Origin of the sequence: Variovorax sp. LjRoot290 (assembly GCF_964253985.1) — a bacterium.
Classification (GTDB): Bacteria; Pseudomonadota; Gammaproteobacteria; order Burkholderiales; family Burkholderiaceae_C; genus Variovorax.
Window position 1 is genome coordinate 1,713,201 of record NZ_CAXURW020000001.1, and the last position, 20,387, is coordinate 1,733,587.

The window sequence follows — 20,387 nt, forward strand, 5'->3', positions numbered from 1 at the left end:
GGGAAACCGGGCATTTTCTCATGCCCGTCAAGCCCCGGTGTCAGGCCAGGAAGTCTTGGATCAACGCGGCCACCCGCGCGGGCTGGTCGTGGTGCAGCATGTGGCCGGCATCCTCGACGCGGGCCAGGCGCACGTCGGGCACGGATTTCAGCCGTTCCTGGAAGTCGGCCAGGGTGTATCGGCCCTTCCACCACTTGCCGAGGCTGTCGTCGGAGGCCACCACCGCCAGCACCGGCGCGGCGATGCCGGCATAGAGCGCCAGCGCCTCGTCGACGCGGAAGATGTTGGCGTTGATGATCTTGTGCGCCGGGTCGCCGAGGATCTCCCAGCGCTCGCCGCCCTCGGGCAGGTGCCGGGCGGCGGACCATTGGCCGGCCAGCCAGTCGGCCTTGTCCTGCGTGAGGCGCGGGTTGGTCTTCATGAGGCGCCGTGCGACGCCCTCCGGCGCCGGGTAGCTGGCCAGGGCCATCTCGCCGCGGTGTAGGCGCTTCAGTTCGTCGATCCACTTGCCGTAGCGCTGGGGCGCTTCGTCCGGCTGCAGCAGCGGCATGCCGAAGCCCTCGAGGTTGACCAGGCGGCGCACCCGCTGCGGCCGAACGCCGCCGTACTGCATGGCGATGTTGCCGCCCATGCTGTGGCCGACGAGGTCGACCGGCGCGTCGCCCGCGTAGTGGTCGAGCAACCAGTCCAGGTCGGCCAGGTAGTCGGGCATCCAGTAGTTGTCGACCCCGCCGCCTTCGGTGAGGCCGAAGCCGCGCCAGTCGGGTGCGATCACGTGGCGTTCCTCGGCCAGCGCATCGACCACGAACTGCCAGGAGGCGGCCACGTCCATCCAGCCGTGGAGCAGGACCAGCGGCGGGCGCTCGGTTGAAGGCTGGCCCCAGACGCGCACGTGGTAGCGGAGGTTGCGGACGGGGATGAATTCGCTGACGAAGGGGCGGAGGGCTTGGTACATCCGGTCGATGATAGGGAGGCAACGCAAGCCGCGCAGTCCAGCGCAGGACACGCACCCGCTGTAGCATTTCGCGCATGCAAAAAATCCAACTCGGTCAGAGCGACCTCCGCGTCACGCCGATCTGCCTCGGCACCATGACTTTCGGCGAACAGGTGGACGAGCCCACCGCCCACGCCATCCTCCACCGCTCGCTTGAACGCGGCGTCGACTTCATCGACACCGCCGAGATGTACGCGGTGCCGGCCCGCAAGGAAACCTACGGCGCGACCGAAACCATCATCGGCAACTGGTTTGCGAAGAATCCCGGCACGCGCGCCAAAACCGTGCTCGCCACCAAGGTCGCCGGCCCCTCGCGCGGCATGCCCTGGGTGCGCGAGGGCGGCGGCATGACGGCGGCCGACATCGTCGCCTCCTGCGAGGGCAGCCTCCGGCGCCTGCAGACCGACGTGATCGACCTCTACCAGATCCACTGGCCCGAACGGCATGTGCCGGCCTTCGGCAACATCTACTACGACCCGGCCAAGGAGAGCTCGCAAACCTCCATCCGCGAACAGCTCGATGCGCTGGCGGGGCTGGTGAAGGCCGGCAAGGTGCGCTCCATCGGCCTTTCGAACGAAACGCCCTACGGCGTGCACGAGTTCGTGCGGCTGGCCGAAGAGCATGGCTTGCCGCGCGTGGCCTCGGTGCAGAACGTCTACAACCTGGTGAGCCGCGCGGCAGAGAACGGGCTGGACGAGACCGTGCACCGGCTCGGCGTTGCTTTCCTGGCGTATTCGCCGCTCGCCTTCGGGCTCCTGACCGGCAAGTACGACAAGAGCGGCATCGTCGGCCCTGATGCGCCCCAGGAGGCGCGCATCGCGCGCTACGAATCGGTGCGCAAGCAGCGCTGGGGCCGGCCCGAGTCGCTGAACGCGGCGCGCCGCTACAACGCGCTGGCGCGCGAGCTCGACATGACGCCGACGCAGTTTGCGCTGGCTTTCTGCTACACCAAGTGGCTGGTGGCGAGCACCATCATCGGCGTGACTTCGGTGGCGCAACTGGACGAGGACATCGATGCCTGGGGCACGACGCTGACGCCGGAGGTGGTGGGCGAAGTCGACAAGCTGCGCTGGGAAATGCGGGACCCCGCCATTTGAGCAAGAAGACCCACGTCAGCGAAACACCCGTGGGAGGCGACGATCCTCGATCTGCCGAAGATCGCGATCAATGGCGGACGGCGGGGCTACCTGGTCGGCATCGACCCGCAGGTTTGCGTCCGGCTGCTCGGCGCAAAACCGGTGCAGTGCGCGCTGGCAGAATAGCCGGCCGCCTGGAGACACCGTGAGTTCTTATCTTCCCTCGCTCATCGCGATCGTTCTGTCCTACCTGCTCGGATCGCTGTCCTTCGCGGTGATCGTCAGCAAGTCGCTCGGCATGGCCGACCCCCGCAGCTACGGCAGCAAGAACCCGGGGGCCACCAACGTGCTGCGCTCGGGCAACAAGGGCGCCGCGCTCGCGACGCTGCTGCTCGATGCGCTCAAGGGCTGGGTGCCGGTGTTCCTGGTCCATCGGCTCGGCGCCGATTTCGGCATGGGGCCTGGCACGGCGGCGCTGGCCGGGCTGGCGGCCTTTCTGGGGCATCTCTACCCGGTGTTCTTCGGTTTCCAGGGCGGGAAAGGCGTCGCGACGGCCGCCGGTGCGCTGGTCGGCATCGAATGGCTGCTGGGGCTGGCGACCGGCACCACCTGGCTGATCATCGCCGTCTTCTTTCGCTATTCGTCGCTGGCTTCGCTGGTGGCGGCCTTCTTCGCGCCGGCCTACTACCTGATCGGCGGCGGCATCGCCTGGCCGTTGCATCCCACGGTGCTGCTGGCGCTGGTGGCGATCAGCCTGCTGCTGATCTGGCGGCATCGCGAAAACATCCGCCGGCTCGTGGCCGGCACCGAGTCCCGGCTCGGATCGAAACCAAAGACACAGGAGTAAACGGCCATGGGCACCATTCAGCGCTTTCACGTCGGCCCGCGCCTCAGCGAGACGGCGGTCCACAACGGCACCATCTACCTCGCGGGCCAGGTGCCCGACGACACCACGCAGGACATCCGCGGCCAGACCTCGCAGGTGCTCGCGATGGTCGACCGCCTGCTGGCCGAGGCCGGCGGCGACAAGTCGCGCATCCTGATGACGCAGATCTTTCTGGCCGACATCACCGACATCACGGCGATGAACGAGGTGTGGGACGCATGGATCCCCGCCGGCCACACGCCGCCGCGCGCGACGGTACAGGCGGCGATGGCCAAGGCGGCCTACAAGATCGAGATTGTCGTGACCGCAGCGGCTCAGTAGCGTTTTTCGAGAACCATCTGGTCGGCGTCGCGCCGCATCGAAAAGCGGCTGATGAAGCTGTTGCCCAGCAGCACATAAGGCATCGGCTGCTGCGAGACCACCGCCTCGACGTCGTAGACCTCGACGTCGCCGACGCGCACGGAGTTGAGGCGCACGCGATAGCCCAGCGCAATGCCATTGGCCGTGCCCATGCGGATCGGCTGCCCCTTGCTGAAATCGAGCCCGATGCGCTGCGCGTCGGCGGCCGACATGGCGATGCTGGTGGCGCCGGTGTCGAGCATGAAGTTGACCGAACGGCCGTTGATGGCGCCCTGCGTCATGAAGTGCCCGCCGCTCGATACCGGCAGCACGATGCGGGTGCCGCCGCCACCGCCCGGACCGGCACCGCCGATGCTGACCGGCGTGTCCATGCGCAGCGCCACGCGCTTGCCGCCGGCCTCGACGGTGGCCTGCTCGCCCGCCAGCGAGAGCAGCTTGACGCCTTGGAAGGTCTCGCCCACGGCCACCGTCTTCGGCGCGCCGCCGTCCACGATCAGGATGGCGCGGCTGCCGATGGTGCCGGTGAGCATCACCGACTGGGCGTGCGCGAAGGTGCATGCCGCGGCCAGCAGCAGCACCGGAAGGATGGGCTTCATGGGCGGCTCAGTCGCGGAAATTGTTGAAGGACAGCGGCATGTCCGGCACGTCCTTCTTGATCAGCGCCATCGCGGCTTGCAGGTCGTCGCGCTTGGCGCCGGTGACGCGCACCGCGTCGCCCTGGATCGCGGCCTGCACCTTGAGCTTGCTGTCCTTGATGAGGCGCTGGATCTTCTTGGCGGTTTCGCTTTCGATGCCGCTCTTGACCTTGATCACCTGCTTGACCTTGTCGCCGCCGATCTTCTGCACGTCGCCCTTGTCGAGGAAGCGCACGTCGACGCTGCGTTTGGTGAGCTTGCTGCGCAGGATGTCCTCGACCTGGACCAGCTGGAACTCGGCATCGCCGATCAGGGTGATTTCCTTGTCCTTGAGCTCGACAGCGGCCGCAGTGCCCTTGAAGTCGAAACGCGTGGCGATTTCCTTGGCCGTGTTCTCGACGGCATTCTTGACCTCGGGCAGGTTGGGCTCGCAGACGGTATCGAAAGACGGCATGGACTCTCCTCGGACTCGCGCTTTGTGAATGCGACAATTCTCCCATGATCGTGGAGCACAACGTACCGCTGCAGCAGCACAACAGCTTCGGCATCGTCGCGCGCGCCCAGCACCTGGTGCGCGTCGCGGGCGAGGCCGACGTGGCGGCGGTCCTGGCGGATGCAGAGTGGCGCGGCGCGCCCAAGTTCGTGCTCGGCGGCGGCAGCAACATCGTGCTGACCGGCGACGTCAAGCCGCTGGTGCTCAAGGTCGAGATCAAGGGCCGCCGGCTCGTGGAAGAGACGCCGCGCGCCTGGATCGTGGAGGCCGGCGCCGGCGAGACCTGGCATGAGGTCGTGCGCTGGACGCTGGAGCAGGGCCATCCCGGCCTCGAAAACCTGGCGCTGATCCCCGGCACGGTGGGCGGCGCGCCGGTGCAGAACATCGGCGCCTACGGCGTCGAGCTGCAGGACCGCTTCGATTCGCTCGATGCCATCGACCTGGAAACCGGCCGAAGCTTCACCCTCGACGCCGCGCAATGCGCCTTCGGCTACCGCGACTCGGTGTTCAAGCACACGGCCAGCGGTGAGAACGATTTCGGCTTGGCCGGGCGGGCGCTGATCACGCGCGTGCGCTTTCGGCTGCCCAAGCCATGGAAGCCGGTGCTCGGCTATCTCGATCTGGAGCGCAAGATGGCTGAAACCGGCAACTTCACGCCCAGCGCGACCGAGATCTTCGACTGGGTCTGCGCCATCCGCACGGTCAAGCTGCCCGACTGGCGCGTGCTGGGCAATGCCGGCAGCTTCTTCAAGAACCCGACCGTCACGCCCGAACAGTGCGCCGACATCATCGCGCGCGACCCGAAGATCGTGCACTACCCGATGGCCGACGGCAGCATCAAGCTGGCGGCCGGCTGGTTGATCGATGCCTGCGGCTGGAAGGGCAAGTCGGTCGGCAATGCCGGCGTCTACGAGAAGCAGGCGCTGGTGCTGGTCAACCGCGGTGGAGCGGCGCACCCGGTGACCGGCGGCGAGGTCATGACGCTGGCCAAGGCGATCCAGACCAGCGTCTACGAGCGCTTCGGCATCCGGCTGGAGCCGGAGCCGGTGGTCGTGTGACGGAGCTGCTGCAGCTCAACTTCCGGCGCCGCATCCAGGCGCTGCTGTGGGGGCGCCGGCTCTTGTGGCTGGTGGGCATCGTGGTCGTGGTGTATTGGCGCACGGGCGCATCGCTGATCGCCTCCGTCATGGTCGGGCTGGTGCTCGGCGGTGCGCTCAAGGCCTGGGAAATGAGCGCGCGACGCCAGTTCGTGCGCGAGGCGACGTTTCCGCGCTTTCTCGGCGCCAAGCTGCGTGCCGCCTACCCGCAGCTGCAGGAGCGCGACACCGATCTGGTGCTGCGCGGTTTGCGCCAGTTCTTCATGGCCCACCTGCGCAGCGACCGCAAGTTCGTGGCGATGCCGTCCAAGGTGGTCGATGCCGCCTGGCACGAGTTCATCCTGCACACCCAGGGCTACCAGCGCTGGTGCGCCGCCGCCTTCGGCGGGCTGCTGCATCACACGCCGGCCGAGGTGCTGGGCCGGGATGCGCGCCGCAACGACGGCCTGCGCCGCACCTGGTTCTGGGCCTGCAAGGAGGAAAGCATCGACCCACGCACGCCGACGCGGCTGCCGCTGCTCTTCGCGCTCGATGCCAAGTTCGGCGTGGAAGGCGGATTCCAGTATGTGCCGAACTGCAAGGTGATAGACCAGCAGGCGGGCTCCGACGCCCATTGCGGCACCAGCTTCAGCGATTCGGGTGGCGGCTCCGGCGATGCGGGAGGCTTCGGCGGCAGCGAATCGTCGAGCGGCGGGGATGGCGGCAGCGGCGACTCCGGTTCGGGCTGCGGCGGCGGTTGCGGCGGAGGCGGCGACTGACCGCGGCCCCCGCTCAGGCTCACTCGCGTTCGTCGTTCTTCAGCTGGGGCAGCGAAGCGCCCTGGCCCGAAGACAGCAGCCCGGCCTGCGTATAGATCGCCAGCTTGTCGCGCGTGTCGACGATATCGAGGTTGCGCATCGTGAGCTGGCCGATGCGGTCGGCCGGCGAGAAGCTCGATTCGCCTTTTTCCATCGTCAGCCGCTCGGGCTTGTAGGTGAGGTTGGGCGACTCGGTATTGAGGATCGAGTAGTCGTTGCCGCGGCGCAGCTCGACCGTGACTTCGCCCGTGACCGCGCGCGCCACCCAGCGCTGCGCCGTCTCGCGCAGCATGATGGCTTGCGGGTCGAACCAGCGGCCCTGGTAGAGCAGGCGGCCCAGGCGGCGGCCGTGGTCGCGGTACTGCTCGATGGTGTCTTCGTTGTGGATGCCGGTGACCAGGCGCTCGTAGGCGATGAACAGCAGCGCCAGGCCCGGAGCCTCGTAGATGCCGCGGCTCTTGGCCTCGATGATGCGGTTCTCGATCTGGTCGCTCATGCCCAGACCATGGCGGCCGCCGACGCGGTTGGCTTCCAGCAGCAGCTCGACCAGGCTCGGGTATTCGACGCCGTTGATCGCCACCGGGCGGCCTTCGACGAAGCGCACCGTGACCTCCTCGCGCTTGACTTCGACCTCGTCCTTCCAGAAGGCCACGCCCATGATCGGCTGCACGATCTTCATGCCGCTGTTCAGGTGTTCCAGGTCTTTCGCCTCGTGCGTGGCGCCGAGCATGTTGGAGTCGGTCGAGTAGGCCTTCTCGGCCGACATCTTGTAGGCGAAGCCGGCCTTCTGCATGAATTCGGACATCTCGGCGCGGCCGCCCAATTCGTCGATGAAGACCTGGTCCAGCCAGGGCTTGTAGATCTTCAGCGCCGGGTTGGTGAGCAGGCCGTAGCGGTAGAAGCGCTCGATGTCGTTGCCCTTGTAGGTGCTGCCGTCGCCCCAGATGTGGACGTCGTCTTCCTTCATGGCCGACACCAGCATGGTGCCGGTGACCGCGCGGCCCAGCGGCGTGGTGTTGAAGTAGGTGACGCCGGCGGTGGTCACGTGGAAGGCGCCGGCCTGCAGCGCGGCAAGGCCTTCGGCGGCGAGCTGCGTGCGGCAGTCGACCAGCCGCGCCTTCTCGGCGCCGTAGAGCATGGCCTTGCGCGGAATCTCGTCGTAGTCGGGCTCGTCCGGCTGGCCCAGGTTGGCGGTGTAGGCGTAGGGAATGGCGCCCTTGTTGCGCATCCAGTGCAGGGCCGCGCTGGTGTCGAGGCCGCCGGAAAAGGCAATGCCGACCTTCTGGCCGGCGGGAACGTTCTGAAGAATGGTCGACATGCAGGAATCCCGGTTCAGCCGAAATGGCAGATGTAGCTGTAGGGCTCGCCGCTCACGCGGATCTGGAAGCTCGAGTTGCCCGGCACGCTGAATTTTTCGCCCGGGCCCGAGCTTGCCCATTCGCTGCTGCCGGAGAGCAGGTATTCGCAGCGGCCGCCGGTGCCTTCCATGACTTCGGGCGCGCCGGTGTTGAAGGTGAGGGTGGACGGAAGGATCACGCCCACCGATTTCTTGCTGCCGTCGGCGAGCGTGAGGCTATGGCTCACGCACTTGCCGTCGAAATACACGTTCGCCTTGGTCGCTACCGCGGCGCTGTGAAGGGATTCGGTTGTCGTCATGGGAAGGAAGGCCTGGCGCCGGTGGAAAGCCCGTGATTTTAGGCTGTGCCGGCAGGCCCTCCGGCCCGGGGCTCAGCGCCAGCGGCCGTGGTAGCCGCCGCGATAGCCGCCGCCCCATCCGCGCGAGTAGCCGAGGTTGAGCGAAATGCCCACCGGCGGATAGATGTAGGGCTGCGGATAGTAGGCGGGCGCCACATACACCGGGGCTGGGGCATAGTAGACGGGCGCCGGCTGCGTGTAGACCGGAACCGGCTGGCTGTAGACCGGCGCCGGAGCGCCGCCGCCCGAGACCACCACGCCCGGCTCAGGCACCACGTTGTTCCAGTCGGGCTGGCCGCCGTCGACGGGGCTCGGCGCCAGCTGGGGCTGAGGCGCCACGGGCGAGGTGGTGGCGACGCCGTAGCCGCCGACCTCGATCGGGATGCTGGCGCCGGGGCGGGTGTCAGTGACCGTGGTGTAGTGCCGGCCGCCGTACTCGTAGGTGACGTTGTAGCGGGTGGTGCCGGTCGCTTCGTGCGAGGGCGTGGCCGAGATCACGCGGGCCCAGACCTGCTCCGCCTGGGCCAGGCTGGCGGTGCCGGCCAGCGCTGCCAGGAGCGAAAGGGCCGTGAGGTTGCGAATGGTTTTTTGCGTGCGCATGTCGGAACTCCTGAGGGTTGGGGCGCAGGCCCCGCTGAAGCCGGTTGGACGCAAGCCGCTGGCCAGGGTTCAACCGTTTACACGGCGTGGTCTTTCTTCCATTGGGCGGCGTCGAACCCTGTGCTAACGCCGTGTTGCGGGCCCCAGTTGACCACCGGGCGCTTGATCAGGCTGGGGTTGGCGAGCAGCGCCGCACGCGCCGAGGCGGCATCGACCACCGACGCGCGCGTTTCGTCGTCGAGCCGCCGCCAGGTGGTGCCGCGGCGGTTGACCAGGGCCTCCCAGCCGGGCGCGCGCAACCACTGGTCGAGCTCGTCCTCGGGCACGCCTTCTTTCTTGAAATCGTGGAATCGGTAGGCCACGCCGTGCTCGTCGAGCCAGGCGCGGGCGCGTTTGACGGTGTCGCAGTTCGTGATGCCATAGAGCGTTGTCATCCCGCGATGATGCCCGCGCGGCGGGTCGGCGACAATTCCGGGCTCCATGAAAAGCCTTGCCGACTGGCTCCCGCACGCCGAGCGCCTGCATCCCAAGAACATCGAGCTCGGGCTCGACCGCGTGCGCGCGGTCGCCCTGAAGCTCGGCCTCGCATTCGACTGCCCGGTGATCACCGTGGCCGGCACCAACGGCAAGGGCTCGACCTGCGCGATGCTGGAGTCGATCCTCACCCATGCGGGCTACCGCACGGCGGTGTTCACTTCGCCGCACCTGGTGCGCTTCGAGGAGCGGCTGCGGCTCTCGGGCGAGGCGGTCGACGGCAATGCGCTGTCGGCGCATTTCGAGGCGGTGGAGCAGGCCCGCGGCGAGGTCGCGCTGACGTATTTCGAGTTCACGACGCTGGCCATCCTGCTGTGCACGGCGGCGAGCAAGCCCGACGTCGCGATCCTCGAAGTCGGCCTGGGCGGCCGGCTGGATGCGGTCAACATCGTCGACGCCGACTGCGCCGTGATCACCAGCATCGACCTGGACCACATGGATTTTCTCGGGCCGGATCGCGAAAGCATCGGCTTCGAGAAGGCCGGCATCATGCGCGCCGGCCGCCCTGCGATCGTCAGCGACCCGATGCCGCCGCAAAGCGTGATCGATCATGCAGAAGCCATCGGCGCCGACCTCTGGCGCGTGGGCCGCGACTTCAACGTCTCGGGCGACAAGCAGCAGTGGGGCTGGAGCGGGCGCGGCCGGCGCTACAGCGGGCTGGCCTACCCGGCACTGCGCGGCGCCAACCAGCTGGTCAACGCGGCCGGCGTGCTGGCCGCGCTGGAATCGCTGCGGCAGCGGCTGCCTGTCACCGCACAGGCCGTGCGCACCGGCCTCGCGATGGTCGAGCTGCCGGGGCGCTTCCAGATCGTTCCGGGCGAGCCGGCGCTGGTGCTCGACGTGGCGCACAACCCGCACGCGGTCGCGGCGCTGACGGAGAACCTCGACGCGATGGGCTTCTATCCGACCACCCATGGCGTGTTCGGCGTGATGGCGGACAAGGACCTGGCGCCCATGTTCGCCCGCATCGGGCCCTTGATCGACCGCTGGTACTTCACCGATCTGCCCACCGCGCGCGCGGCCAAGGCGGCCGATCTGCTGGCCCGGTGGCAGGCGCAGAACACGCGCGCCGATGCCTCCGCCAGCGTGCACGCCGCACCGATGGAGGCACTGCAGGCGGCCATCGATCGCGCGGGCCCCGCTGATAGAATCGTCGTCTTCGGATCGTTCTTCACAGTGGGTGGTGTGCTCGAGCACGGAACACCTCGTCTCGGGGCCAGGCACTTGTCGCCGGGCTCCTGATTGGCCTGATCTCCGGCGCCTTTTCCAACTCACGCTGCACTCCATCAGGGAAACGAATTACATGGCGTTCTTCAAGTTCCGCAGCCGCGGTCCGCAGGCCAACGAAGGGCGAAACGCCAGCGTCGCAGCGGCGCCGGCGGAAAGTATCGAGGCGATGCGCCGCCGCGCGCGGCACCGGCTTCTGGGCGCCGCGGTGCTGGTGCTGGTCGGCGTGATCGGCTTCCCCTTGTTGTTCGACACCCAGCCTCGCCCCGTGTCGGTCGACATCCCGATCGAGATTCCGGATCGCAGCAAGACCAAGCCGCTCGCCCCGCCTTCGACGCCCGCGCCCACATCGACCACCGCGCCGTCGACCGGCGCGAGCACCGGTGCCACCGCGCCCTCCGGCGGCGGCATGATCACCGAATCGGCGGACGGCGCCGAGATCCCGCCGTCCAGGCCGGCACCCGCGGCGCCGCCCGCCGACACCAAGCCGGCCGCACCGGTTGCCGAAGCGAAACCGGAACCCAAGCCGGAGCCCAGGCCGAAGCCGGAGGCCAAACCCGAAGCGAAGGCCGAGGCCAAGCCCGACAAGCCGCCCGCCAAGCCGGCCGACGACGGCAATCGCGCCCGTGCCTTGCTCGAAGGCAAAGCCGCCGCCGCAGCAGCAGCAGCCAAGCCCGCCGTCGCAGCCGACGAAAGCGGCCGCTTCGTCGTCCAGGTCGGCGCCTTCGCCGATGCCGACAAGGCGCGCGAGGTGCGGCAGAAGCTGGAAAAGGCCGGGCTCAAGACTTACACCAACGTCGCGAAGACGGCCGATGGCGAGCAGCGTACGCGTGTGCGCGTCGGCCCCTTCGGCACACGCGCCGAGGCGGACAAGGCGGCGAGCCGCGTCAAGGGCTTGTCTTTGTCGGCCTCCGTCCTCAGCTTGTAGAACTGGCGTGGCGCTCTTCGACTGGATCGCCATCGTGTTGCTGGTGGTGTCGATGCTGTTCGGCCTGGTGCGCGGCCTGGTGTTCGAGGTGATTTCGCTGGCGGGCTGGGTGGCGGCCTTCTTCTGCGCGCAGTGGCTGGCGGACGATGCGGGGGCCTGGCTGCCCTTCGGAGACCCGGCGGCCACCTGGCGCTATGCGGCCGGATTCGTGCTGGTGTTCGTGGCGGTGGCTTTCGGCGTGGGGCTGGTCGCAGCGATCACGCGCAAGCTCATCGCGGCCGTGGGGCTGCGGCCGGTGGATCGCGTGCTGGGCGCGGCCTTCGGCGTGGCGCGCGGGGCGGTCGCCCTGCTGGCCATGGCAGTCGTGGTTCATTTGCTGGCGTTGGGCGACAGTGTCTGGTGGCACGAATCGCGCAGCGCCATTGTTCTCGATGCGGCATTGCAGGGCCTGAAACCCGCGCTGCCTGAAAAGTTGGCAAGCTACCTGCCCTGAGAGGATCGCTTCATGTGTGGAATCGTCGGCGTTGTCAGCAACGCACCCGTCAACCAGCTGCTCTATGACGCGCTGTTGCTGCTGCAGCACCGCGGCCAGGACGCGGCCGGCATCGTCACCCTGCTGGAACGCAAGTTCTTCATGCACAAGGCCAAGGGCATGGTGCGCGACGTGTTCCGCACGCGCAACATGCGGGCGCTGCCGGGCAGCGTCGGGCTGGGGCAGGTGCGCTATCCGACTGCCGGCAATGCCTACAGCGAGGAAGAGGCGCAGCCCTTCTACGTGAACGCCCCCTTCGGCATCGTGCTGGTGCACAACGGCAACCTCACCAATGCGCATGCGCTGCGCGCAGAGCTGTTCTCGACCGACCATCGCCACACCAATACCGAGAGCGATTCCGAAGTGCTGCTCAACGTGCTGGCGCACGAGCTCGACCGCGCGACGCGCGACGGCATGCTCACTTCCGAGACGCTGTTCGCCGCCGTGCGCAACGTGCACCGGCGGCTGCGCGGCTCCTATGCCGTGGTGGCGCTGATTTCAGGCCACGGTCTGCTCGCGTTCCGCGACCCTTACGGCATCCGGCCGCTGGCGATGGGCCGCAACGCCGACGGCACCGTGATGGTGGCCAGCGAGTCGGTGGCGCTCGAAGGCTCGGGCCATGTGTTCGAACGCAACATCGCGCCTGGCGAGGCCGTGTTCGTCGACCTGCAGGGCCAGGTGCACGCCGAGCAGTGCGCCGAGGCGCCGACTCTGAACCCGTGCATCTTCGAATTCGTCTACCTCGCGCGGCCCGACTCGGTGCTCGATGGCATCTCGGTCTACCAGGCGCGGCTGAACCTGGGCGAAACGCTGGCCAAGCGCGTGGTCTCGACGGTGCCGCCGAACGAGATCGACGTGATCATCCCGATCCCCGAATCGAGCCGCCCGAGCGCGACGCAGCTGGCGCACCTGCTGGGCGTTCCGTACCGCGAAGGCTTCGTGAAGAACCGCTACGTGGGCCGTACCTTCATCATGCCGGGGCAGGGCGTGCGCAAGAAGTCGGTGCGCCAGAAGCTCAACGTGATCGCGAGCGAGTTCAAGGGCCGCAACGTGCTTCTGGTCGACGACTCGATCGTGCGCGGCACCACCAGCCGCGAGATCGTGCAGATGGCGCGCGAGGCCGGCGCACGCAAGGTCTATCTCGCCAGCGCGGCGCCGCCGGTGCGCTACCCCAACGTCTACGGCATCGACATGCCGACCAAGGACGAGCTGGTTGCGCACGACCGCACCATCGAAGAGATCCGCGAGCTGATCGGCTGCGACGCGCTGATCTACCAGGACGTCGAAGGCATGAAGCGCGCCATCCTGAAGGCCATGCCGGGCACGGCGGGGACGCTGAAGCTCGACGGCTTCGATGCCTCGTGCTTCGATGGCGTCTACGTGACCGGCGACATCGACACCGAGGCCATCACGCGCATGAACGGCAACCGTCCCCGCATCGAGGAAACCGAGGAAGACTCCTCGCGCCTCGCGCTGCCCAATCTGAGCGAATAGAAGAAGAACCACGACGTGACCGATCGATCCCTGCCCCCCGGCCTGCACCGCGACACGCTCGCGGTGCGCACGGCGCTGGAACGAAGCCAGTACGGCGAGAACTCGGAGGCGCTCTTCCTCACGAGCAGCTTCGTGCAGCCCGATGCCGAGACCTCGGCGCGCCGCTTCGCTGGCACCGAGGAGGGCTTCACCTATACGCGCACCTCGAACCCGACGGTGGCGAGTTTCGAGCAGCGCCTGGCCGCGCTCGAAGGCACCGAAGCCGCGATCGGCGCGTCCAGCGGCATGGCTGCGATCCTCATGATGTGCATGGGGCTGCTCAAGGCCGGCGACCACGTGGTGTGCTCGCGCTCGGTGTTCGGCTCCACGCTCAACCTGATCGGGCGCGAGTTCGGCAAGTTTGGCGTCGAGACCACCTTCGTCTCGCAGACCGATGTCGCCGAATGGAAGGCGGCCATGCGGCCGAGCACCAAGCTGCTCTTCGCCGAGACGCCGACCAACCCGCTGACCGACGTGTGCGACATCCGCGCGCTGGCCGATCTCGCGCACGATGCAGGTGCGCTGCTCGCGGTCGACAACTGCTTCTGCTCGCCGGCGCTGCAGCGGCCGACCGAGCTCGGGGCCGACCTCGTGATCCATTCGGGCACCAAGTACCTCGAAGGGCAGGGCCGCGTGCTGGCCGGGGCCATCTGCGGCCCCGCGAAGCTCGTCAACGACGTATTCGGCCCGGTGGTGCGCACCGCGGGCATGGCGCTGTCGCCCTTCAACGCCTGGGTCGTTCTCAAGGGGCTCGAAACGCTGGGCATCCGCATGCAGGCGCATTGCGCCGCTGCGCTCGCGCTCGCGCAATGGCTCGAAACGCAGCCGGGCATCACGCGCGTCTACTACCCGGGCCTGGCCTCGCATCCGCAGCACGAGCTCGCGATGCGCCAGCAGTCGGGGCAGGGCGGGGCGGTGGTGTCCTTCGACGTGCAGGGCGGCGATCCCACAGCGGCGCGCGCCAACGCTTTTCACGTGATCGACAGCACGCGCGTGCTGAGCATCACCGCCAACCTGGGCGACACCAAGACCACCATCACCCATCCGGCCACCACCTCGCACGGCCGCCTCACCGAGGCGCAGCGCCAGGCGGCCGGCATCGGCCAGGGCCTGGTCCGCGTGGCGGTCGGGCTGGACCATATCGACGACATCAAGGCCGACCTGCTGCGCGGCTTGAGCACCCTCGCATGACGCAAAAGACCCGCACCCGCTTCGCTCCCTCGCCGACCGGCTTCATCCACCTCGGCAACATCCGCTCCGCCCTCTACCCATGGGCCTTCGCGCGCTCCACGGGCGGCGACTTCGTCCTGCGCATCGAGGACACCGACGTCGAGCGTTCGTCGCAGGCGGCCGTCGACGTGATCCTCGAAGGCATGCAATGGCTGGGCCTCGATCATGACGAGGGCCCCTACTACCAGATGCAGCGCATGGACCGCTACAAGGCGGTGCTGGCCGAGCTGCAGGCCGCGGGCCAGCTCTATCCCTGCTACATGAGCGTGGCCGAGCTCGACGCGCTGCGGGAGAAGCAGATGGCCGCCAAGCAGAAGCCGCGCTACGACGGCACCTGGCGCCCCGAGCCCGGCAAGACGCTGCCCCCAGTGCCCGAAGGCGTGCAGCCGGTGCTGCGCTTTCGCAATCCGCAGGGCGGCGTGGTGGCCTGGGACGACAAGGTCAAGGGCCGCATCGAGATCGGCAACGACGAGCTCGACGACCTCGTGATCGCGCGCCCCGACGGAACGCCCACCTACAACTTCTGCGTGGTGGTCGACGACATCGACATGGCCATCACGCACGTGATCCGCGGCGACGACCACGTCAACAACACGCCGCGCCAGATCAACATCTTCCGTGCGCTCGGCAAGGAGCCGCCGGTCTATGCCCACCTGCCGACCGTGCTCAACGAGCAGGGCGAGAAGATGAGCAAGCGCAACGGCGCCAAGCCCGTCACGCAGTTCCGCGACGAAGGCTTCCTGCCCGATGCGATGGTCAACTACCTCGCGCGCCTCGGCTGGAGCCATGGCGACGACGAGATCTTCACGCGCGCGCAGTTCATCGAGTGGTTCAACCTCGACCACCTGGGCCGCAGCGCGGCGCAGTTCGACGAGGCCAAGCTGCGCTGGGTCAATGCGCAGCATCTGAAGGCGATGGCCGACGACGCGCTGGCGCCGCTGGTCGCGTCGCAACTGCAGAAGCGCGGCATCGCTGCCGACGATCGGCTGCCTGCGATCTGCGGCCTCTTCAAGGACCGCTGCGACACCACGGTCGCGCTCGCGAACTGGGCCGCGGCCTTCTACGCCGACGTCGCGCCGAGCGAAGCCGATCGCGCGCAGCATGTGACCGAGGCCGTGCGCCCCGCGATCGCCACGCTGGCCGACAAGCTCGCAAGCGTCGCGTGGGACAAGGCCGCGATCGCAGCCGCCATCAAGGAAGTGCTGGCCGCGCATGGCCTCAAGATGCCCGCGCTCGCGATGCCGGTGCGCGTGCTCGTGATGGGAACGCCACAGACGCCGTCGCTCGACGCGGTGCTCTCGCTCTTTTCTCGTGAAACAGTCGTCACGAGATTGAAAGCAGCCTGATTTTTCAGGCTATAATTTGAGGCTCGACACCCAAGGGGGTATAGCTCAGCTGGGAGAGCGCTTGCATGGCATGCAAGAGGTCAGCGGTTCGATCCCGCTTACCTCCACCATCAGGGCGTCGAGAAACAAGCGCTGATCGCAGCGCGGTTCCGAAGGTTTTGACCCTATCGTCTAGAGGCCTAGGACACCACCCTTTCACGGTGGCTACCGGGGTTCGAATCCCCGTAGGGTCGCCAGTTTTCACCGCTCGGTGAAGCGGGCACAAGTCGCAGCACTTGGCTCCATATGGAGCGAACGTTGTCTACCAGGAGTGGTAGTTCAGTTGGTTAGAATACCGGCCTGTCACGCCGGGGGTCGCGGGTTCGAGTCCCGTCCACTCCGCCAGATTCCTCAAAGAGATCAATGGGTTGCAGCTTCATCGCTGTGACCCATTTTTGTTTTTGGAATCTTGGCACTATGCATGCGACGAGTTGAAGGTGCCGCGCTCCAGGATGCCTGTGCGCGCCAAGGGCACACGAGTGCAAAAGTCCAGCGGGAAGACATGCTGACGGCCGAGCCCAAGCCGCTTCAGGCTGCGCCGGATTTCGGATGGCGAATCATTCTTCGAAAACAGGACGCGACCTCCCGTGGTCAGAAGCGCAACCGCCGCTATGTCGAGGCCGGCATGTGTGTCGCAGAACATCACGCCAGGATAGACACGCCCGTTGGCCAGCTTGAGGACAGCGGCCACACTGAGTGAGAAGCCGTCGGCCGGCACTTCGGAGGTTGGCACGGGCTTCACCCAGGTTTCGTCCTGTTCGTCGACTTCCTCTTCGTCCATGGCGAACTCCCACACGGGGAACGCCTCGAGGTCCGAGGCCGTGAGTTCGTCGACCGGCTTGCGTGTGGCGATGGTGGCTTGCATGCGTTGCGTTCCAAGGGAGAGGTCTGTCAGGTGTCAGTTGTGATCTCATTCCAGGACTGAGCTTCGTACCCGACGAGCCAATTGATCGCGTGGTGACGTTCCTGTACGACCTCGATGTCCACCGCCGGCTCACTTGCACGGTGGCTTGGCTCTTTCGTCCTCTGCCTTGCGAGTGCGTGGAGCGTTTGAAGGTCGACCGCTGCGTCGAACAGTTCGTCCTCCGATCGAAGGCGAGCGGATTCGCGAAACACGGCAAGCGACTGATCTCCGTACGGCGGCAGCAGTTCCTCCAGCGTTCCGAGGCGGCACTGCTCCGCAGGAGACGGTATCTCCTCAATCTTGCAGAGAGCCCACAGGAGAACGAGGAGCCGCTCGCTTTGCCACGACATGTTGGCAACTTGCTTGGCGTTGCGGGCATCCATTCCAAGCAAGGAACGCTCTTCCGGCGTGAGCGCCGTTTCGAGATTCGACTCGTGCAACCATGCAACAAGCTCGGCTGCCGGTGCTCCAAAGCTCGCGGCTACGGCAGCACCCAAGGCAAGTGTGCGGTCCAGCACCTCGCCAAGCGAGCGCGGTACGTCGCCTTCTTCACCCCCGATCTCAATCGACCGCTGTGTCATGACACCAAAGGGCCAAACCGCCGAGCGACCAGTACGACGAAGAGAAGGACCCAGATCGCCGACCCCATGACGGCGGCCAGCCAGTCCTTCCATCCGATGGAGCCTGGGTACATGCGACCGAGAACAATGGGACTCGATGCGGCTTCATAGAGCGACCAACCTCCTATGGCAACGAAGATGGCCAGGCCCCACGTGCTGCCGCTTGAGGCTGAGTTGTAGGCAAATGCCGCGACGGCTGTGACGGCAACGAACCAAACCACGCTGATCCACAGGAACCCCTTTGCCATTTCGCTCTTCTCTTCCCCTTGCACCGATGGCTCGACCTTCTCCACGGCCAAGAGTAGGGCGGGCAGGGGTTTGCCTCCTAGCAGCGAAGCCGCAAGCAGCACGGCGCGAACGCCAGACCAAATGAGAAAGATATACAGCACCAGACTTGTTGATGGCATGCGAGAAACCCAATGTTTGACATGCGCGGCTGGCCGAGCATAGGCGACGTTCAGGATTCGACCTCAGGCTCGCGCCCACAATGAACTACCCAGCGGAGAGCACAAAGCCACGAAGCCAAGCGCATTGAGAACGACCGTTGCCCAGAATACGCTGCGGAACTCAGCCTTGGTGGACTTGTGACGCAAGAGCTGTTGCGCGAGGAGCGCGCCTGGCCATCCGCCAGCAAGGGCCAGAAGGTGAAGAGTGCTTTCCGACGTGCGCCAAGCTTGGCGGCGTGCAGCCGACTTGTCGACTGCGTATGCCAGGAACGTCAGCGCACTGCCCACGACGTAGACAGCGGCAAACCAGAGAGGCGGTCTCCAGAGCAAGCTGACTGCGACGAACAGGATCAAGAAGACAGGAATGGCGAACAGCGAGGCGGTTCCCCACTGTGCCGGAGGTTCGCCACGCGCATTGGGGCGCCTGCGGACGGGCTGCACGGGCGCAACGTTCTTTGCACGCTTCTTGCCCTGAGGCCCGAGTTCAATCTCGAACGAGAACACCTGATTGATCTGCGGCCGGCCAGTTCGGGCCTTGAACGCCTTGACGTGGACGAAGATCTCTTGTCCGCCTTGACTGGACTCGATGAATCCGAAGCCGCGTTCGTCGTTCCATGTCTTGAGAGTTCCTTCAAAGCGCATGTCGGGAGTCGTGATGAGGGCCTAGCGCTTGGCGTGAGGAGCGGGCGACGTGGAAGTACTCGTGCGAGACGGGCGGGATGACAGGATAACTTGGCGTCCAGCTCGAAGAGATCCTCGAATCAGTAGTTAAGTTCTACCTTTGTGCGGCCGAGCATTTTTCGGTCGCGGCTGCGCGAATCCTCTGTTGCCAAAAATTGACGAGTTGCCCGAGTTTCCCGTGCAGAAGACGTGCGCATCAGCGCTGCTCGCCCCACACTTGAGCCTGTCGCAAAAAGAGGCTGCCATGGAAAATCTGGATCTGGAAACGATCGAGAAAGCAAGAACCGCCATCGAAGAGGTGATTGCGGGTCGAAGTCTTGGGGTGCAGGCCGTGCCCTACTTTGCTCCCACCGATCTGGGCGTCCTCCCTTCATCCCAGCAGGAGGCGGAACTTCGGCTCAAGGAAGAGAACGATTACGGCAATCGCGTACGTGCCGGCATCCACATGAGCCTGAGTGCCGCAGAGGCCGCGCTGCGGGTTGCCGAGACCTTGCTGAGGGACGCCGCCTACTTCACGCTGAGCGAGCGCAAGCAGGAGCTCGCCAAGTGCGCGAACCGCGCGCGAAGGGCAAGCGCCTCCGCATCGCATGCGGCGGCCGTTCTTGCCGGGGAAGAAGCCCCGAAGACCGATGCGATGATGGAGATCAAACGGCTCGGGTCCGCCATGTTTCAGCGTTTCGGCCAGGTCCCCGAAGACAAGCCCTAGGCCGCCGGCAATACCGAGGGATTGAGCGCTTCTTTCAACCTTCCTTCGGCGAACTGGTTGATGTGGTCGAAGGCGATGCCGAAATGGCGCCCGAGCTGAGTGCGCCGCTGCTGGCGCTCGGCGAGCAGATCGGTGCGGCATTCCGGGATACGCCGTTTGCCAGATGAATTTCCGTGAGGGCAAACCTAAGCTGAGTCCGCACCAGCAAGGAGAAGCCCATGGAATATCCCGGACGCGTCGTCAAGCTCGGGGAGGTGGATGCCTCGGTCGTTCAGGCCGTGCGCGGCCAGCTCGATCGAATGATGGCGGGCGAAAGCAATCTCGATCCGCAGGGCACCGCATTCGACGCCGACATGAAGCGCGTGGTCAAGCTCTTCCAGGCCCGCCATGTCGATCCGGCAGGCCGTCCGTTGAAGCAGGACGGCGAGATCGGCTCGCTGACCTGGGGCGCCCTGTTCGGCCTGGACACCATCGCATCCGACAACGTTGCGGGCAGTGATCTGCTGGCGCAAGTGCTGGCGGTCGCGGCAGGCGAAGAGGCGAAGGAAGTGCGCGAGATCCCGATGAACTCGAATCGCGGCCCCGACGTCGAAAAGTACCTCGCGCGGACAGGGGCGTCACCCGGCTTGCCGTGGTGCTGCGCCTTCGTCTACTACTGCTTCGACGAGGCGTCGAAGAAGCTGGGCCGGCCGAAGAATCCCATGGTGCGCACCGCCGGTTGTCTCGATCACTGGAACAAGGCGCCTTCCAGAGGCGCGGCACGCATCCGCGCGGCCGAGGCCACGGACGACCCGACGTTGGTGAAGCCCGGAATGATCTTCATCATGGACCACGGAAAGGGCCGCGGCCACACCGGCCTGGTCGATGCGGTCGAAGCCGGCATGCTGAACACCATCGAGGGCAATACCGATGCGAGCAAGACGCGCGAAGGCGGCGGCGTCTACCGGCTGACCCGCAAGGTAGGGGAGATCAACAAGGGCTTCATCGACTACACGCTGGTCGGCTGAGAGGAGGCCGTTGTCGCATGT

Annotated in this window: 24 protein-coding genes, 3 tRNA genes and 1 pseudogene; 17 read left to right on the forward strand and 11 right to left on the reverse strand. The window is 66.6% G+C overall.

Annotation, left to right across the window (positions count from 1 at the left end; all coding sequences use genetic code 11):
* Positions 1–40: 40 nt before the first annotated feature.
* Positions 41–955, reverse strand: a complete 915-nt coding sequence (locus tag ACSQ9A_RS08665; RefSeq protein WP_436303356.1) for an alpha/beta fold hydrolase — start codon at positions 953–955, stop codon at positions 41–43.
* A 74-nt stretch (positions 956–1,029) separates the two neighbouring features.
* Here ACSQ9A_RS08665 and ACSQ9A_RS08670 point away from each other — a divergent pair, with 74 nt between their 5' ends.
* The 4 genes and pseudogenes from ACSQ9A_RS08670 (at position 1,030) to ACSQ9A_RS08685 (ending at position 3,277) form a co-directional block, all read left to right on the forward strand.
* Positions 1,030–2,091, forward strand: coding sequence for an aldo/keto reductase (locus ACSQ9A_RS08670; RefSeq protein WP_436303357.1), 1,062 nt, complete (start codon positions 1,030–1,032; stop codon positions 2,089–2,091).
* A gap of 33 nt (positions 2,092–2,124) precedes the next feature.
* A pseudogene (locus ACSQ9A_RS08675) lies at positions 2,125–2,256 on the forward strand (Cys-tRNA(Pro) deacylase); the annotation flags it as partial.
* Between the two features lie 19 nt (positions 2,257–2,275).
* A complete protein-coding gene (gene plsY / locus ACSQ9A_RS08680; protein ID WP_093102094.1) occupies positions 2,276–2,917 on the forward strand; it encodes a glycerol-3-phosphate 1-O-acyltransferase PlsY in 642 nt (213 codons plus the stop codon).
* 6 nt (positions 2,918–2,923) lie between these two features.
* Positions 2,924–3,277 (forward strand): RidA family protein, encoded by a 354-nt coding sequence (locus ACSQ9A_RS08685; RefSeq protein ID WP_093102096.1) that lies wholly within the window; start codon positions 2,924–2,926, stop codon positions 3,275–3,277.
* On the opposite strand, the gene ACSQ9A_RS08690 is transcribed toward ACSQ9A_RS08685, so the two are convergent.
* Positions 3,271–3,912: a retropepsin-like aspartic protease family protein gene (locus ACSQ9A_RS08690; protein WP_093102097.1), complete on the reverse strand. Its 642-nt coding sequence runs from the start codon at positions 3,910–3,912 to the stop codon at positions 3,271–3,273. The genes ACSQ9A_RS08685 and ACSQ9A_RS08690 overlap by 7 nt on opposite strands.
* Positions 3,913–3,919: 7 nt before the next feature.
* Complete coding sequence (locus tag ACSQ9A_RS08695; protein WP_436303359.1) at positions 3,920–4,405, reverse strand: YajQ family cyclic di-GMP-binding protein; 486 nt, start codon at positions 4,403–4,405, stop codon at positions 3,920–3,922.
* Between the two features lie 44 nt (positions 4,406–4,449).
* Between ACSQ9A_RS08695 and murB the strand changes: the two genes are divergently transcribed.
* Positions 4,450–5,502, forward strand: coding sequence for a UDP-N-acetylmuramate dehydrogenase (gene murB / locus ACSQ9A_RS08700; RefSeq protein WP_436303360.1), 1,053 nt, complete (start codon positions 4,450–4,452; stop codon positions 5,500–5,502).
* The gene (locus tag ACSQ9A_RS08705; protein WP_436303361.1) at positions 5,499–6,299 is read left to right on the forward strand and encodes a glycine-rich domain-containing protein; all 801 of its coding nucleotides are present in this window, start codon (positions 5,499–5,501) and stop codon (positions 6,297–6,299) included. Before murB ends, ACSQ9A_RS08705 begins: the two co-directional genes overlap by 4 nt.
* 19 nt (positions 6,300–6,318) lie before the next feature.
* Here ACSQ9A_RS08705 and argG read toward each other — a convergent pair whose 3' ends face one another.
* The 4 genes from argG to ACSQ9A_RS08725 form a co-directional block, all read right to left on the reverse strand.
* Positions 6,319–7,656, reverse strand: coding sequence for an argininosuccinate synthase (argG, locus tag ACSQ9A_RS08710; RefSeq protein WP_436290761.1), 1,338 nt, complete (start codon positions 7,654–7,656; stop codon positions 6,319–6,321).
* 14 nt (positions 7,657–7,670) lie between these two features.
* Positions 7,671–7,994, reverse strand: coding sequence for a pyrimidine/purine nucleoside phosphorylase (locus ACSQ9A_RS08715; RefSeq protein ID WP_436290760.1), 324 nt, complete (start codon positions 7,992–7,994; stop codon positions 7,671–7,673).
* 72 nt (positions 7,995–8,066) lie between these two features.
* Positions 8,067–8,633: a hypothetical protein gene (locus ACSQ9A_RS08720; protein WP_093102106.1), complete on the reverse strand. Its 567-nt coding sequence runs from the start codon at positions 8,631–8,633 to the stop codon at positions 8,067–8,069.
* Between the two features lie 77 nt (positions 8,634–8,710).
* Positions 8,711–9,067 carry an ArsC family reductase gene (locus ACSQ9A_RS08725; RefSeq protein WP_093102662.1) on the reverse strand — a complete coding sequence of 119 codons (357 nt, stop codon included), beginning with the start codon at positions 9,065–9,067 and terminating at the stop codon, positions 8,711–8,713.
* A 46-nt stretch (positions 9,068–9,113) separates the two neighbouring features.
* Between ACSQ9A_RS08725 and folC the strand changes: the two genes are divergently transcribed.
* The 9 genes from folC to ACSQ9A_RS08770 all read left to right on the forward strand — a co-directional run bounded on the left by folC (position 9,114) and on the right by ACSQ9A_RS08770 (position 16,347).
* Positions 9,114–10,409, forward strand: a complete 1,296-nt coding sequence (gene folC, locus ACSQ9A_RS08730; RefSeq protein WP_436303362.1) for a bifunctional tetrahydrofolate synthase/dihydrofolate synthase — start codon at positions 9,114–9,116, stop codon at positions 10,407–10,409.
* Between the two features lie 61 nt (positions 10,410–10,470).
* The gene (locus tag ACSQ9A_RS08735) at positions 10,471–11,322 is read left to right on the forward strand and encodes an SPOR domain-containing protein (protein WP_436303363.1); all 852 of its coding nucleotides are present in this window, start codon (positions 10,471–10,473) and stop codon (positions 11,320–11,322) included.
* Positions 11,323–11,329: 7 nt separating this feature from the next.
* Positions 11,330–11,815, forward strand: a complete 486-nt coding sequence (locus ACSQ9A_RS08740; protein WP_093102111.1) for a CvpA family protein — start codon at positions 11,330–11,332, stop codon at positions 11,813–11,815.
* Between the two features lie 12 nt (positions 11,816–11,827).
* Positions 11,828–13,348, forward strand: coding sequence for an amidophosphoribosyltransferase (gene purF / locus ACSQ9A_RS08745; protein WP_093102112.1), 1,521 nt, complete (start codon positions 11,828–11,830; stop codon positions 13,346–13,348).
* Between the two features lie 15 nt (positions 13,349–13,363).
* Positions 13,364–14,578: an O-succinylhomoserine sulfhydrylase gene (locus tag ACSQ9A_RS08750; protein WP_436303364.1), complete on the forward strand. Its 1,215-nt coding sequence runs from the start codon at positions 13,364–13,366 to the stop codon at positions 14,576–14,578.
* Entirely contained in the window at positions 14,575–15,963 is a 1,389-nt protein-coding gene (gene gltX / locus ACSQ9A_RS08755; RefSeq protein WP_436303365.1) for a glutamate--tRNA ligase, read from the forward strand. Before ACSQ9A_RS08750 ends, gltX begins: the two co-directional genes overlap by 4 nt.
* 34 nt (positions 15,964–15,997) lie before the next feature.
* A tRNA-Ala gene (locus tag ACSQ9A_RS08760) sits at positions 15,998–16,073 on the forward strand.
* 50 nt (positions 16,074–16,123) lie between these two features.
* Positions 16,124–16,199, forward strand: a tRNA-Glu gene (locus tag ACSQ9A_RS08765).
* A gap of 71 nt (positions 16,200–16,270) precedes the next feature.
* Positions 16,271–16,347, forward strand: a tRNA-Asp gene (locus tag ACSQ9A_RS08770).
* Positions 16,348–16,417: 70 nt separating this feature from the next.
* On the opposite strand, the gene ACSQ9A_RS08775 is transcribed toward ACSQ9A_RS08770, so the two are convergent.
* The 4 genes from ACSQ9A_RS08775 to ACSQ9A_RS08790 form a co-directional block, all read right to left on the reverse strand.
* Positions 16,418–16,867, reverse strand: a complete 450-nt coding sequence (locus ACSQ9A_RS08775; RefSeq protein WP_436303366.1) for a hypothetical protein — start codon at positions 16,865–16,867, stop codon at positions 16,418–16,420.
* Positions 16,868–16,893: 26 nt separating this feature from the next.
* Positions 16,894–17,487, reverse strand: coding sequence for a DUF4272 domain-containing protein (locus tag ACSQ9A_RS08780; RefSeq protein ID WP_436303367.1), 594 nt, complete (start codon positions 17,485–17,487; stop codon positions 16,894–16,896).
* Positions 17,484–17,933 (reverse strand): hypothetical protein, encoded by a 450-nt coding sequence (locus tag ACSQ9A_RS08785; RefSeq protein ID WP_436303368.1) that lies wholly within the window; start codon positions 17,931–17,933, stop codon positions 17,484–17,486. The genes ACSQ9A_RS08780 and ACSQ9A_RS08785 overlap by 4 nt, the downstream gene beginning before the upstream one ends.
* Positions 17,934–17,996: 63 nt before the next feature.
* On the reverse strand, positions 17,997–18,614 hold the full coding sequence (locus ACSQ9A_RS08790; protein ID WP_436303369.1) for a DUF1294 domain-containing protein: 618 nt from the start codon (positions 18,612–18,614) through the stop codon (positions 17,997–17,999).
* A 184-nt stretch (positions 18,615–18,798) separates the two neighbouring features.
* Here ACSQ9A_RS08790 and ACSQ9A_RS08795 point away from each other — a divergent pair, with 184 nt between their 5' ends.
* Positions 18,799–19,359, forward strand: a complete 561-nt coding sequence (locus ACSQ9A_RS08795) for a hypothetical protein (RefSeq protein ID WP_436303370.1) — start codon at positions 18,799–18,801, stop codon at positions 19,357–19,359.
* A gap of 218 nt (positions 19,360–19,577) precedes the next feature.
* Complete coding sequence (locus tag ACSQ9A_RS08800) at positions 19,578–20,366, forward strand: CHAP domain-containing protein (RefSeq protein ID WP_436303371.1); 789 nt, start codon at positions 19,578–19,580, stop codon at positions 20,364–20,366.
* The last annotated feature ends 21 nt before the right edge of the window (positions 20,367–20,387 follow it).

Coding starts and splice junctions, on each gene's coding strand:
- ACSQ9A_RS08665 (WP_436303356.1), bottom strand. CDS start 955: ATGTACCAAGCCCTCCGCCCCTTCGTCAGCGAATTCATCCCCGTCCGC.
- ACSQ9A_RS08670 (WP_436303357.1), top strand. CDS start 1,030: ATGCAAAAAATCCAACTCGGTCAGAGCGACCTCCGCGTCACGCCGATC.
- ACSQ9A_RS08685 (WP_093102096.1), top strand. CDS start 2,924: ATGGGCACCATTCAGCGCTTTCACGTCGGCCCGCGCCTCAGCGAGACG.
- ACSQ9A_RS08690 (WP_093102097.1), bottom strand. CDS start 3,912: ATGAAGCCCATCCTTCCGGTGCTGCTGCTGGCCGCGGCATGCACCTTC.
- ACSQ9A_RS08695 (WP_436303359.1), bottom strand. CDS start 4,405: ATGCCGTCTTTCGATACCGTCTGCGAGCCCAACCTGCCCGAGGTCAAG.
- murB (WP_436303360.1), top strand. CDS start 4,450: ATGATCGTGGAGCACAACGTACCGCTGCAGCAGCACAACAGCTTCGGC.
- argG (WP_436290761.1), bottom strand. CDS start 7,656: ATGTCGACCATTCTTCAGAACGTTCCCGCCGGCCAGAAGGTCGGCATT.
- ACSQ9A_RS08715 (WP_436290760.1), bottom strand. CDS start 7,994: ATGACGACAACCGAATCCCTTCACAGCGCCGCGGTAGCGACCAAGGCG.
- ACSQ9A_RS08720 (WP_093102106.1), bottom strand. CDS start 8,633: ATGCGCACGCAAAAAACCATTCGCAACCTCACGGCCCTTTCGCTCCTG.
- ACSQ9A_RS08725 (WP_093102662.1), bottom strand. CDS start 9,067: ATGACAACGCTCTATGGCATCACGAACTGCGACACCGTCAAACGCGCC.
- folC (WP_436303362.1), top strand. CDS start 9,114: ATGAAAAGCCTTGCCGACTGGCTCCCGCACGCCGAGCGCCTGCATCCC.
- ACSQ9A_RS08735 (WP_436303363.1), top strand. CDS start 10,471: ATGGCGTTCTTCAAGTTCCGCAGCCGCGGTCCGCAGGCCAACGAAGGG.
- purF (WP_093102112.1), top strand. CDS start 11,828: ATGTGTGGAATCGTCGGCGTTGTCAGCAACGCACCCGTCAACCAGCTG.
- gltX (WP_436303365.1), top strand. CDS start 14,575: ATGACGCAAAAGACCCGCACCCGCTTCGCTCCCTCGCCGACCGGCTTC.
- ACSQ9A_RS08775 (WP_436303366.1), bottom strand. CDS start 16,867: ATGCAAGCCACCATCGCCACACGCAAGCCGGTCGACGAACTCACGGCC.
- ACSQ9A_RS08780 (WP_436303367.1), bottom strand. CDS start 17,487: ATGACACAGCGGTCGATTGAGATCGGGGGTGAAGAAGGCGACGTACCG.
- ACSQ9A_RS08785 (WP_436303368.1), bottom strand. CDS start 17,933: ATGCCATCAACAAGTCTGGTGCTGTATATCTTTCTCATTTGGTCTGGC.
- ACSQ9A_RS08790 (WP_436303369.1), bottom strand. CDS start 18,614: ATGCGCTTTGAAGGAACTCTCAAGACATGGAACGACGAACGCGGCTTC.
- ACSQ9A_RS08800 (WP_436303371.1), top strand. CDS start 19,578: ATGGAATATCCCGGACGCGTCGTCAAGCTCGGGGAGGTGGATGCCTCG.